This is a genomic window from Buchananella sp. 103232 (genome assembly GCF_058725725.1).
In genome coordinates, this window is the sequence record NZ_JBZXJM010000028.1 from 1 (window position 1) to 12,843 (window position 12,843).

The window sequence follows — 12,843 nt, forward strand, 5'->3', positions numbered from 1 at the left end:
TCCGGTTATTCGTCGGGCGCGGCGGCGCGCAAGGCGAACCGGGGCGGAGCGCGCCCCAACTCTTGGTGGATTCCACAACTCGTGGACGCCCCTAGCGTCCTCGCCGCGTAGCGATTCAGGCTAGGCGCTTGTTTCTACCTCACTAACACAGGACGCCTACCATGACCCCGCCCGAATCTGCAAGCCTCCCCGCTACGCTCTCTCCTCTCAAGGCGCTCGAGGACCACCTGGCCTGGCGCCGCGCGCATGGCCATGCCCCCACCACGCTGAGGACATACAGCAACTATTTGCGGCGCTACCTCTCCGCCATCGACTGCCTGACCCACGCTGACGAGGCCAGTGTGATCCGATTCCTGGGCACGCCCTCGTGGGGAGCCGAAGCGCGCCGTAGTGCCCACACCGCCCTGCATGGCTTCTTCCAGTGGGCTCTGCGCAGCGAGCTGATCGCCATCGACCCCATGCGGAACCTGCGCAGTCGCTCCGCACCGGCTGGCGTGCCCCGCCCGGCTGCAGACGCGATCGTGCTTGACGCCATTCGCCGCGCGCCGCGCCTCGTGGCCCCCATGCTGCTGCTCGCGCGCTTCGCGGGCCTGCGTGTCTGCGAGATTGCGCGCGTCCACTCGCGGGATTACGACCGCCTCAACCGGCGGCTGTACGTGCGCGGTAAGGGCGCCCGCGAGCGCGTTGTGCCCATCAGTCACCCTGCGCTGCATGCGTGGCTGTGTCGACTGGCGGGCTGGGCGTTCCCTTCGCCGGTCAGGGCGGGGCCGCGCACAGCCGGCAACGTTTGCAAGCTGGTCAGCGATGCGCTGCCGGAGGGAGTGACCGCCCACCAGCTCCGGCACGCTTATGCCACGGCTGCACTGCACGGCACTGGCAATCTCCTGGCCGTGTGCAAGCTCTTGGGGCATTCGCGCCCGGAGACGACCCAGCGCTACACGCTTGTGGATGAGGGCATGCTGATTGCGGCGGCGCGGGCCGCCACCAGTAGCGCGGCGTGGCCGATGGCCGCATGACCCTCCGAATGTGGCGCACGCCACACGTTACCCGCCTTGCGCTACTTCGCCGGGCGAAGTATTATTTAGACATCAGCCCGGAGGGAAAGAGAAAACCGGGCACACATCGAAAGGACAAGAACCATGGACACCACCTACAGCACTCGCAACGAGGCCATCGAGCGCGAGATCGTGAACCCGATCGAGGCCGGCGAGGTCACCGACGCGTGGGCCGAGTTCGACATCGAGGCCATCGCAGACGAGGTCCTGGGCGACTACAGCGAGGGCTTCGCCTGCAAGGTTGAGGCCGAGGAGTTCTGGGCCAGCGTCCAGCGCCACGCCAAGTAGTGGTTAGGCCCCCGCCTTTGGGGCGGGGGCCTAACCACATCAGCCACCCCACCAACCCCACCTGAAGGAGCTAGTCACATGGACGCAACGGCCAAGGCACCATCCCTGGAAGACGCAATCCAGCTCCAGTCCACCATCGACCAGCTGGACACCACACGCGCAACCCTGGTTACACAGCGTGACGCCACCCTGCGCGACCTTATGAAGGCAGGTGTCAGCGGATACCGCATCTCACAAGAACTTGGCCTAGCCCAGTCAACAATTAGCAAGATTCGCGCCGCTGAATAAGGCGCGGGGCGCCAGGAGGGAAACCCAGCGCCCCGCTCTTCTCACACCGAGAAAGACCCTCCGCTAACGCGGAGTCAACGCCCACCGAAGCGGACACAGTACACCGTACGCCACCGCCACGTCACGTGCAATGTGTCGCACGCCATACGTTACCCAGCTTGCAATGCTTCGCCGGGCGAAGTGTTATTTGGGCATCAGCCCGGAGGGAAAGAGAAAAACCGGGCACACACCGAAAAGGCAGGAACCATGGCAATGCACACGCTCACTGACAAGCTCTCCGACGACAACGCCACCTTCACGTTCGACTGGGACAGCCAGCGCGACGCGGCCGCCCAGTGGATCAAGACACGCCGAAGCGACGCATGGCTCCGCGAGGGTAGCAACCACGGCGAGGACTTCGACGCCACCCGGGAATGGCGCGACAGCCTCGTGGACTAGATGCGCAGCGGCCAAATCGAGCACAGCGACCTGGCGCTCTGGGAGTTCTCGCTCTGCTCCGCGTAACACCCCACGGACTCAGAAGGCCCGGCAGGCTTCGGCCTGTAGCCCAGAGGGCACACGAAAAGGGCCCCGGTCACCCCGCAAAGGGGGTGGCCGGGGCCAGATTCGACTCTCGGCTAGGCGCCGAGAGCGTCGATGCGGGCATGGATGCGGGCGTGGGCCTCATGCGCGGCCTCCTGGCGGGCCGCGAGGTCGCCTCGCAGCTGCTGCAAGTCCCCCCGCGCCTGCTGCAAGTCCCCCCGCAGCTGCTGCAGATCCTCCCGCGCCTGCTGCAAGTCCCCCACCACGTGCCCCAGACTCGTCTGCACCACCGCCAGCGCGGCGGCATTTTCTGCGAGTGCGTTCACGGTGGCGGCGTGCTTGCCGTCGACGTCGTCGCGGAAATTGACGGAATGAGAATTTTGGACCTGGGCGCGGGACGCGGCGGCGTCAGCTGCCGCTGCGCTGGCCTCGGCCTTGGCGACCTCCACCTTCGAGTCCAGACGCCCGGTGCGGCGCATCAGGATGCCGAGCATGGTGGTGATCGCGCCGAGCACGCCCACCAGGAGCGTGCCCACGGCGGTCAGCCAGGCCGGGTCACGCCACGCCGGATCCTCGGCCGCGAGCGCGATGACGTCGGCGATGGTGTGGATCATCGGGTGCGGCGCTCCCGACGGGCACGACGACCAGACCCGGCCTCAGGCGCGGCGGATGTGGGCGGGTCGAGGCGGTGGCGGGGCTCGCCACCGGGGGTGACACGACCGATCCAGTCGATGAGCCCGACCCGCTTGAGCAGGGCGAAAGCAGTGGTGGCGGCGCCGATGAAGCCGGTGGCCGCAGCGGCGACGGTGGCCCAGTGAGCCGGGTAGGCGGTGGCGATCCACACGACGGTGGTAGCGGCAGCGCCGGCGCCGATGAGGATGGCCAGGCGGACGCGGGCGGTCCAGCGGGGCTGATCGAAGCTGGCCTGCAGCAGCGGCCAGATCACGCCGGCGATCATGGTCAGCGCCACCGGGTCAAAAGTGACTCCAAGGATTTCCATCGATTTTGTCCTGTCTGTAGTGGGGATGTGGGGCGGGGCCGGGGCGGCCCCGCCCCACGGTGGTTAGGGCTGCTCGGCGCGGTCCAGGGCCTGGCGGGCGGCAGCGTCGGTAGCCCGGCCGTAGATGCCGTCCACCTCCAGGTGGTAGCCGAGCTCGTTGAGGGCACGCTGCAGACTCACGACGGTGGCGTCGTGCGCGACAGCAGAGGCGCTCCCCCAGACGCCATCAGCGTCGGTGCCGACCACGCGCTGGGTGAATGCCACGCCGTACGGGTGGCGGCCACCACCCCACGCGGACGCGGCACGCACCGCGTCCAAGCGCTTGCGCGTGTCCGGGCCCGCCACACTGTCAGCCTCAGCACGCAGGGCACTCTGGATGCCCCGAATGTCCAGGAACGTCGGGCGCGGCGGCACCGGAGCCGGGGCGGGGGCGGGCTTGAGGGCCGGGCGCTTGGCGGCCACGCGGGCCTGGAGCGCGCCGCGCGTGGCCGGGCCCGGGATGCCGTCCACCAGCAGGCCCTCGGAGCGCTGGAAGCGCTCGACGGCCCGGAAGGTCTGCTCACCCAGCACACCGTCGATGCCAGCGGCGCCGATGTCGTAGCCCAGGGCCACCAGCATCTCCTGCACCCCACGCACATAGGTCACGTCGTAACCATTCGAGTTCCACTGGTCCCCCGTGGAGTAGTCCGGCTGGGCCGGGGTGGCCTGCTCACCCGCCCCCGTGTAGCGCAGCACCACGGTGTAGAAGCGGCGGATGGGGCCGACGCGGGTCTCCCAGCCCGTCTGGTCACCCGCCTGCCCACCCACGATCCGGCCCCGCTCATCGATGGAGGCCTCCGCCATCTGCGTGGAGCTCGTGGCGATCGCCACGTGACGAGCCGGGTGCAGCAGAATGTCACCGCGCTGCGGCGTCGTCCACGCCGGCATCAACGTCCACCCGCGCGGCGTGAGCGCGCTGATCATGTTGCCGGTGTAGGTCGCGGCGCCGATGTCGAAATCGGCGTACTCCAGGGCGTGCAGGACCAGGGAAGAGCAGTCACACTCACCCCCCGGCCTGATGTCCTGCCGGTTGGACTGGTCGTAGCCAAGGTTGCCGTGCTCACACAGCCACACAATCCGCTCGACCGCCTGCTCAAGATTTGCCATCTCTGTCTCCTGTCTGGATATGCGAAAGCCCCCACCGGGACCGGTGAGGGCTAGGGATCTGTGCACCACCCGCGCACACGCGGGCAGAATTACTTACTCAAGGGCAAACCACTCCAAGGTGTAACCACCAGCAGGAACCGGGCCGCCGGACTTGTTGTCCACAGAGACCTGGAATTCGTCCGCGGTGACCGAGTGCACGGCAGTGGTCAGACGCGCAGAAAGGCCCGTTTGAACGAAAATGCGCGGCACCGCAATGAATCTCTGCGGAAACCTCACCCGATACTGCGCATTACCCCCGTTGGGGATCGGCTTGGTGCCCGGCTCGGTGCCTGAAAGCATTTGACGAGCAGAAGAAATACGCAGCGTCGCGCCGTCATAAGTGACAAAACGCCCGCCCACGAACCCCACCGCAGGGGTCGCTTGACTAGGCTGCGCTATCAACCCGGCGGCGGCAGCATCGGCGGCCTTCTGACGGAAGTCATCCCCCGTGGCAGCCCGAATGTAAACGCCCAGGTGGCGGTAGATGTCCGCGAGCGCGGCGGCGAAAGACTGGTCGGATTCGGGTAGCCACTGACCCAAAAGGTTGGTGGGCATCAAGCCTCCGTCTCGCTGGCTGCGGCATCGTCCTCGACGTCGACCGTGACTGTCTCGATGGCGGTGTCGATCTGGGCGTCGGTGACTGCCGTGGTGGTGACGGTGCCATGATCGTCGACCGTGATGTGGTCAGCACACTGGGCGGTGACCAGGATGAGCAGCCGCTCATCGATCTCCCCGACCCCCTTAAGGATGCAGGCGATGCGCAGCCGCTCTCGCCACGTGTCATCCCCCGTGACGGCACGGGAGACCGCCCAGTATTTGCTCTGCTCGGACATGCCTCGTCTCCTTTCGATTACTTGAGGTAGGTGACACGGATTTTGCTGCGGGTGTGGTCGGCGTAGCCGTAGTAGCGCCGATCGGTGGAGTCCCCAGGTGCGCGCAGGGTCAGCCCCCGGTAAGCCCCGCTTTTCCAGTAGTCGTGTGTCCAGGACGGGAGGGTCACCCACACACCACCCGGTTTGGGCACGCCCTCACGCACCACGGTCGCGTGCGTCCCTGACCACCACGAGGGCTTGGAGTGCTGGCCGTGGAATCCGATGCCGGCCGCGCCGCCGGCGGAGTACCACCAGTGCGGGAAGTAGACGTAGGCCTCGATCTTCTCGATGTCGGCGCCGGCCAGGTCGGCAGTCATCGACTGGAAACCGAGCATGCCCATGCGCTGGGGGCCACCCCCGTAGCCCTGGACGGCCTTGGGGTCCATCGCAGGCGCGGGCGCGCCACTGAGCGCGTAGGAGGCTCCCCACGTGCCCGCGTACTCCCTCGTGTGGCGCTTCTTCGCCGGCGCCACCGACCCACCACTGGAGACATTCAAGATGTCCCCGCGAGCGCCGTACGGGACCGAGGGTGTGCCCAGCGAGAGCAGAGCCGAGCGGACAGTCTGATTCCGCGAGAGGTCCCAGGGGACGGTGGCGGAGACCACGCAGCGCACCCGCAGGGTACGGCCCGGCTCCAAGCCCGTGGGCAGCGGAGGCAGCGTCACACACACGTCCCCTGCCCCCCAGGCAGTGGCCGATGCACCCTGGAAATTGTTTGCATCGGTGGGGACGGCGCCGTTGTTGGTGGTCCACCAGGAGGCGTCCACGCGCCCGGCCCGCGAGACGTAGACCGTCAGGGTCGGTGGAATGACCAGCAGGCTCAGCATGTAGTCGAAAGGATTGGTGACCGAGAACTCGAAAATCTGCAGCTTGCTGCCGGCGGCCTTGGGCTGGCCGGCCACATACCAGTGCGCGCCTGATTTGATGACGCGGGCGATCTGGCAGGTGACGCGCGAGTCGATCACGTCCGTCAGCCCCACACCGCCGACCTCCAGGGACTCCACCGAGGCTGATCCGGCCACCGCGAGCGCCTGGGCGGTGACCCTGCCGCCGTCGTCGATGGCGGCCAGGAGATCCCCACTGGCGGAGACCACGCCGAGGTAATCATTGGAGCCGGACACGCCCAGGCGGGCGACCTCGCTGGTGCCCCCGGTGGGCAGAGCGCGCATGATGCGCAGGCCGGTGGGGTCCAGTACGGCGTGGGTGCCGGCCGGGTCACCAGCGACCAGGCGCGTGGCCAGGCGGATCTCGGCCGCGAGTAGCTCGGCAGTGATTTTCGCGTGGCCGGCGACGAGATTCTGGGTCGTGACGCGCAGGAAATTACCGATGGCGGCGGCGAGCTGGTCGGTGACCAGCAGCTCGCGCAGGGTGATCGACTGCGGGGCCAGGTGGCGGCCTCCGGTGAGCAGCTGCCCGCCGGGCACGATCCGGCCCGTGGTCACAGTCCCATTAGTGGCGTGATCCATGGCCGCGTCAGCGGTGCCCTGCGCGGTCTGGGCCGCTTGCTGCGCCGCCTGGGCCTTGCTCGAGGCCTGGTCAGCGCGCGTGGTGGCCTGCTGGGCCGTGCTGGAGGCTGAGGCAGCCGAGGCAGAGGCCGCCTGGGCGGACTGGGCGGCGCCGGTGGCGGTGGACTGGGCGGACTGGGCCAGCTGGCCTGTCTGGTCGATGGAGCCCTGGGCGGCCGCCAGGCGTGCCAGGAGGTCCTGGCGGGCCTGAGCGAGGTCCTGGGTGGCCTGGGCCAGGTCCTGCTGGGTCTGGCCCAGTTGGACCCCCGTGGAGGCCTGCTGGGACTCGATCCCCTGCAGACGCTCACCCAGGGCCGTGCCAGCCTGGTCCGGGGCCGGTCCGATCTCCACCAGTGGCGGGCCATCAGCAGTGCCGGCACCAGGTGGGAGCTGCTCCACCCCCACCAGGGGCACCCCCGGCGGGGGCACCTGCACCGTCGCCCCGTGCGCATAAATCCCGTCTCCCAGCGGCACCTCCACGTAGAGCTGCGCCCCGCCGGCGGGATCCTGATAGGTCACCCCGGCCACGCGGCCCTCGATATGGCTGATCTCGCCGGTGATCGCGGCTGGGACGGCGCCGACCGGCGGGGCGGCCGGCAGATTCAGGCGGGACGGAGAGCGCATGGTCACCTCTCGAGGTCGATCGTCATCTCAGGGCCACTGACCAGTGGCATGGAAAACCCGGCCACCGTCCCGGTGATCGGCGCAGCGTCGGGCCGCTCGGCCAGTACCTCATCTCCCAGCGCCAGGCCAGGAAACGGGGCCGTCTCCAGGCGGATGCGAGAGAGCTGGGCCTGGCGCGAGGCCAGGACCTGCTGGCCGTGCGCGAGCAGATCGTGGTGAGTGCGTAGCGTGGGGGCGTCGATGATCTCGCGCGTCCACCCATAGGTGGCCGTGTCGAACCTGCCGGAGGTCGAGTGCACCTCCAGGCGAATCTGGGTGGCCTCCCCGCCCTCAGCGCCCGCAGCATTACCGACCACCACCACGCTAGAGGGGACCTCCAGCGTAGAGCCCTCCAGTGGGACACGCGCCCAGGCGGTGCCCAGCGTCACCTGTACGCCCGTGGGCTGGCCCACCGGGGCCACCACCAGGCGCCCATGACGCACCCGGGCACGCAGGCCATGCTGCGCGCACAGGTCGCGCACCGCCTCCAGCCTGTCCGTGCCCCACCGGATCCCGCGCGGCAACGTCACCAACGGTCCGGAGTAGTCAATCGGGGTGTGCGGGTCCACCAGGCGCTCAAGCTCCTGCAGAATCGTCGCCCCAGGCAGTGGCGAGGTCGGTCCCCCCATCGGGCAGCGCGCCGTCTCGTGCAGCAGACCCAGAGCAGAGACCTCACGGCCACCACCAGGGGCCGGGCGCACATCGGCCACCACGAAAACCCCCAGGCGAGTGACCTCGGTGGTGCCATCAAGCAGTCGCGCCTCGGTCTCCACCGACACGAAGCTGCCGTCCGCGTCCACCACATCGGCCGTGGTGAAAGAAAGCTCCTCTGGCACCGGCAGGTCGCCCTGCACCTCCAGCCACCCGTCGCTGAACTCCAGCTCGCGCCGCCAGGTCCCCCGGCGTGGCCACAACCACACCCGCGAGCGATACGAGGCCACTCGGGCAGGATGAATCACGCCAACACCTCCTGCTAGAGCGGCACACCAGTAAGGCGGTGATAGACCTGCGCCAGCGTGGTGCTGCTCCCGGCACGCCAGCCTGCAGCAGCCAGCTGGCCCCACTGCAGCGGGTCAACACCCGTCGCTCCCGCCGGGACCTGGTGCGTGAACGAGATCTCCGCCCGGCGACGCCGGCGGGGACGATGCCCCGTCACCTGCGTACGTATCGAGCGCGGATGGGCCAACAGCGCCGGCGCCACGTCACACCCCACCACCCCACACGCCAGCGGATTGTGCAGCACATAGAAGGCCCCGGAGCGCAGCACGACCGCGAGCGCGGCCGCATCCTGGGTGGTGACTTCCAGGTGGCGCACGCCCTCGGTGGGGCGGTGGCCGGGGGTGTGCCAGGTGCGTGCGGCGGTGAGGGTGAAATCGTCGTCGACCTCCCAGTCGTGGGAGTCGTCGTCCAGGCGGGCCACCTCCACGGACCCGGCCCCCGTGCGGGAGGAGAGGACCGTGGAGGTGGCAGCGTGGCGGGTGAGGGTCACCACGGACGACGTCGGCGACGTCGGCGTGGAGAGCGTGTACGTCACCGGAACACCGATTGGGCAAGCCGGGTCGGCGACGAAGCCGCCCTGGCCGGGCACCTGGTGGGCGGTGGCCACCAGGTAGCGGCCCGTGGCGTGAGAGGCGTGCAGACGCCACCCAGCAGGCGCGCCGGTCAGATTGAAGACCGGCCACCCGAAGCGCTTGTCCAAGCCGTGCTTCATCAGCGTCTCCTCATCTGCTCTCGCCGGATCACCACTCGCTCGGCTGTGGCGGCCACCGACGCCTCATAGGCGGCGCCATCCAGGGGGGACTCCACCACCACCTGCAAAGCCACCGGAGGCGCGCCGGCGCTGACGACCACCGGGGACGGCGCCGGCGGGCGGGCCATGGCCGGGCCGCCCCGGGCTAGACCGAGCATGCGGCGCAGCTCGCCCGTGCGGGCCAGCGACCGCAGCGCGTAGACCCCGGCGTGGCCACCAGTGGCGGTGACCTCGGCAGCCGTCCACACGTGCTCACCATTGGAGAGCCACGAGGGGATGGAGTCCGAGGTCGAGGTGCCCGGCCCGTGGACCGCTCCCCCGTCCCGGTAGGCCCAGTGGATGTGATCCCGGTGCATGGCCATCACCGTGGGATCGGTCTCGGTGTAGCGACGCCCGTTGCTGATCTGGCGTGAGCCCGCCGGAGTGAAAATCAACTCCCGCGAGTCCGGATAATTGCGCGAAATCCAGTTGAAAACCCGCCAATCCGGCGCCAAATCAATCGCACGACCAAGACCGTGATACGACGGCGTGCCAAACGTGGTCTTCGCCCCCGGACGATAGGCGGAGGTGAGGACCGCGCCCGGCACAGCGGCCTTGACCGCCGCCCACTGGGCACGCCAGCCACGCGGAGAGGCCGGAGCCGGGCCACGCCCATCACCAACCCCCATCGACATGGAGGACACCGAGGGCCGCACCGTGATCGAGAACGGCGCCGACAACGCATTAGCGATCTGTGGCCGCAACGACCCCGTCGAGGCCTTGACCGACATCGACGCCGGGCGGCTAGCCGCGTCACGACGCAGCGCCATCAACTGATTAGCCGCCGGGTGGATGTTGACAAACGCCGGCATGGACGCCGGGCGCTTGGACTCATCAAACCGGAACTGCTTCAACGTCGTCTTCGCGCCCTTAGGGTCGGCGTCCACAGGCACGTAGCAGCGATTCAGCTCGGCCGATGAGAGCACGTCGTCAAACCACGACTGCGCGGCCTGCTGACCCGACTCCGGGTCGTTGAACAGCTTGACCTTGATCTGCCACTTGTCCACGACCTCCTGCACCGGCGTGCCGTCCAGCAACGCTCGCGCGAGCGCGTCCATCTGCTCAGCGCCCAGCTGCTCCGAGGCCGCCCGAAGCACCTCGATCGTGTCAGGGTCATTCAGCGCGGCGGCGTAAGCGCTCGCGACATTGGTGGAGATGCGCTCCTCCAGCTGCGCGATCTGCTCAGCGTCATCCACACCATCGGTCAGCTCAGCCAGCAGCGCGGCGCCGGCCTGCGGCCCCAGCTGCTTGATGTGCTCCACCACCTCGGTAGAGGCCGAGCCGACGAGCTGGAGCATGTTGACCGACCAGTCCTCCTGCGCAGCCAGCTGCTCATCCAGGACCGCCAAGTACTCGTCCAGCGACGCGGTGGCATTCTCTACCAGGTCACGCCAGTAGTCCGTCATGCCGCCAGAGGCCTCAGCGGTACTGCGCAGCAGCTCCTGCTCACGCTCACGCGCGAGCGAGAGCACCTCGGCCGGCACCACCCACGACTCCGCCGCGTGCCTGTTGGCCTTGGCGCGCTCCATGAGTGCCTTCGCGGCCTTCTCCTCATCCTCAGCGACCAGGCCCAGCGCAGCGGCACGCTCCATGACCGTCATCGCCGACGCCTGAGCAGCAGCCTCCTGACGACTCAAAGCCGCCGCGAGCGCGTCCGTGGCCAGCTCGTGGTCACGAGCCTTCTGCTCGGCGTCCTCCTGGGCGGTGGTCATGCGGCCCATAGCGAGGGCGACCAGATTGGTCTCGGTAGCCTGGATACCCAGCTCGGAGGCCTGCGCTACCAGAGCCTGCCGGAAAGACGGCATCGCCCTGACGAGGTTGGTTAGGGCCTGCTCGGACTCCACCGTCCCATTAGCGAACCACTGGAACCGCGCGCGGGCCTCGGTGAAATCGAGGTTCTTGAGCTGGTCATCCAGGGCAGCGATCTCATCCATGAAGCGGTCACCCATGGAACGGGTGTCCCATCCCACCTGGCTCGTGAGCCCGTTGAGGGAGTCCACGATCCACGCAGATGCGTCCCTGAGCATGTTCGAGTTGGCGCGGTAATGCAGAGTGGCCTCGCGCATGGCAGTGTCGGCTGTACTAGCACTGCCGATCAGACCACTAGCCAAAGCGCCTCGGCCGGAGCGGAAGCGGTTTTCCAGCTCGTCAGCCTTAGCGATGGTGTCATCGAAAGCCTGGACGGCCTCACCAGCGGCCACGACAATGCCCAGCAAGCCCGCCGCGATCCCAGCCTTCCCCAGGCCCCTACCGAAGCGCATCATGCGCTGCTGGGTGCGCTCGGAGATCAGCCCCATGTCCATCAGGGCCCGCGACCCATCCAACACCGCCGGCACCATCTTCAAGATCGCCCCACCCGCGAGCGCGGAGACTCCCACGATGCCGCCCAGGCCCACGACGGTGGCCTGCGCCCACGAGGGCAGCCCCGAGTATGCCTCGAAGATCCCGGAGACACCAGAGGCCATACCTGTGACCACCGGCGCGATGTAGGCGCCGGCGTCGATCGCGGCGTCCTTGACGGCATTCCACGAGCGCTGCAGCTTGGCTGCGTCGGTCTCGTAGCGGCGGGCGGCCTCATCACCCAGCGCCGTGCCCTCACGGAACGCCTGGTTGGACAGCTTGATAGCGCCCGTCATGTGCTCGGCCGCGAGCGCGGCACGGGTCATGGAGTCACCGATGCGGTAGTCCTTGAGCCCGAGGTCGCGCAGGACTTCCTTGACGTCGCCGCCCCTGCGGTAGACGTGGTTGAGGCCCTGGACGAATTGAGCGAAGGCCTCGGCGGGCTTGTCGCGCCAGTGCTGCGCGAAATCGGTGGCAGATACACCGGCGACGTCGGCCAGGAGGTGGAGCTCCCGTCCGCCGTCACGCACAGTCGCATTGATTTTGTCGATAACGCGGGAGACCGACGAGCCACCAGCCTCAGCCTCCAGGCCGACTTGCTTGAGGGCAGCGGCGATACCGATGACGTCGCCCTCGGTCATGTGAGAGGTGCGGCCCGCAGCGGCCAGACGCACGGCCAGGTCGAGGACCTCAGACTCTGTAGTGGCGAAGTTATTGCCCATGGACACGATCGCCGAGCCGAGATTGCGGGCCTGGGAGTGGGCGGTGCCCATGATCGCGGAGAAACGAGCGGTGCCCGTGGCGGCCTCATTAGCCGCCAGGTCAGTGGATACACCCATGTCGATCATCGCGCGCGTGTAGCTGGTGATGTCGTCCTTGGCTACACCCAGTTGGCCAGCGGCCGCCGCTGTATCGGCGATCTCGTCATGCGAGGCAGAGACCTGACGCGTGAGTCCCCGCAGCGAGCGCTCGAGCTGCTCGTCAGCGCCATCGACCACTTTGGCCACGCCAGTCCACGCCGACTCCCAGTCGATCGCGGCCTTAGTGGCCATGGTCAGACCGGCCACCGCAGCCGTCCCCGTCAGCAGCAGGCCGTTGCCGAGCTGGTCCCAGGCGGCACGCTGGTGGAGCGCGGACTGCGCCAGGCGCCCCAGGCGGGTTTCCGCCAATTTGCCGTCGTGGTCGAAACGGCGCACGGCCTCCTGCAAAGAGGTGGACATGCGCCCAACCTGGGTCTGGAAATCGGCGATATTGGCGCGAAAACGCACGGTCACGTTGCGATCAGCCACAGCCGCTCCTTCTGATCCACTATGCACTTAGTCCTCGATGAGGAGGG

General features: G+C 68.2%; 13 protein-coding genes. 4 read left to right on the forward strand and 9 right to left on the reverse strand.

Annotated features, from left to right (window positions below):
- Positions 1-161 precede the first annotated feature (161 nt).
- From AC4PWQ_RS04395 to AC4PWQ_RS04410, 4 genes are all read left to right on the forward strand, one after another.
- On the forward strand, positions 162-1,016 hold the full coding sequence (locus AC4PWQ_RS04395) for a tyrosine-type recombinase/integrase (RefSeq protein ID WP_492089859.1): 855 nt from the start codon (positions 162-164) through the stop codon (positions 1,014-1,016).
- A gap of 123 nt (positions 1,017-1,139) precedes the next feature.
- On the forward strand, positions 1,140-1,343 hold the full coding sequence (locus tag AC4PWQ_RS04400; protein ID WP_492089860.1) for a hypothetical protein: 204 nt from the start codon (positions 1,140-1,142) through the stop codon (positions 1,341-1,343).
- A gap of 78 nt (positions 1,344-1,421) precedes the next feature.
- The gene (locus AC4PWQ_RS04405) at positions 1,422-1,631 is read left to right on the forward strand and encodes a hypothetical protein (RefSeq protein WP_492089861.1); all 210 of its coding nucleotides are present in this window, start codon (positions 1,422-1,424) and stop codon (positions 1,629-1,631) included.
- Between the two features lie 252 nt (positions 1,632-1,883).
- Complete coding sequence (locus tag AC4PWQ_RS04410; protein WP_492089862.1) at positions 1,884-2,069, forward strand: hypothetical protein; 186 nt, start codon at positions 1,884-1,886, stop codon at positions 2,067-2,069.
- A 179-nt stretch (positions 2,070-2,248) separates the two neighbouring features.
- Here the strand turns inward: AC4PWQ_RS04410 and AC4PWQ_RS04415 are convergent, their stop codons facing one another.
- From AC4PWQ_RS04415 to AC4PWQ_RS04455, 9 genes are all read right to left on the reverse strand, one after another.
- Entirely contained in the window at positions 2,249-2,767 is a 519-nt protein-coding gene (locus AC4PWQ_RS04415; RefSeq protein WP_492089863.1) for a hypothetical protein, read from the reverse strand.
- On the reverse strand, positions 2,764-3,153 hold the full coding sequence (locus tag AC4PWQ_RS04420) for a hypothetical protein (protein ID WP_492089864.1): 390 nt from the start codon (positions 3,151-3,153) through the stop codon (positions 2,764-2,766). Before AC4PWQ_RS04420 ends, AC4PWQ_RS04415 begins: the two co-directional genes overlap by 4 nt.
- Positions 3,154-3,216: 63 nt before the next feature.
- Entirely contained in the window at positions 3,217-4,299 is a 1,083-nt protein-coding gene (locus AC4PWQ_RS04425) for a peptidoglycan-binding domain-containing protein (protein WP_492089865.1), read from the reverse strand.
- Between the two features lie 93 nt (positions 4,300-4,392).
- Positions 4,393-4,893 carry a hypothetical protein gene (locus tag AC4PWQ_RS04430; protein WP_492089866.1) on the reverse strand — a complete coding sequence of 167 codons (501 nt, stop codon included), beginning with the start codon at positions 4,891-4,893 and terminating at the stop codon, positions 4,393-4,395.
- Complete coding sequence (locus AC4PWQ_RS04435; protein ID WP_492089867.1) at positions 4,893-5,171, reverse strand: hypothetical protein; 279 nt, start codon at positions 5,169-5,171, stop codon at positions 4,893-4,895. The genes AC4PWQ_RS04430 and AC4PWQ_RS04435 overlap by 1 nt, the downstream gene beginning before the upstream one ends.
- 17 nt (positions 5,172-5,188) lie before the next feature.
- Positions 5,189-7,339 carry a hypothetical protein gene (locus AC4PWQ_RS04440; protein WP_492089868.1) on the reverse strand — a complete coding sequence of 717 codons (2,151 nt, stop codon included), beginning with the start codon at positions 7,337-7,339 and terminating at the stop codon, positions 5,189-5,191.
- A gap of 2 nt (positions 7,340-7,341) precedes the next feature.
- On the reverse strand, positions 7,342-8,337 hold the full coding sequence (locus tag AC4PWQ_RS04445) for a hypothetical protein (protein ID WP_492089869.1): 996 nt from the start codon (positions 8,335-8,337) through the stop codon (positions 7,342-7,344).
- Positions 8,338-8,351: 14 nt separating this feature from the next.
- On the reverse strand, positions 8,352-9,089 hold the full coding sequence (locus tag AC4PWQ_RS04450) for a hypothetical protein (protein ID WP_492089870.1): 738 nt from the start codon (positions 9,087-9,089) through the stop codon (positions 8,352-8,354).
- A complete protein-coding gene (locus AC4PWQ_RS04455) occupies positions 9,089-12,796 on the reverse strand; it encodes a phage tail tape measure protein (protein ID WP_492089871.1) in 3,708 nt (1,235 codons plus the stop codon). The genes AC4PWQ_RS04450 and AC4PWQ_RS04455 overlap by 1 nt, the downstream gene beginning before the upstream one ends.
- Positions 12,797-12,843: the final 47 nt, after the last annotated feature.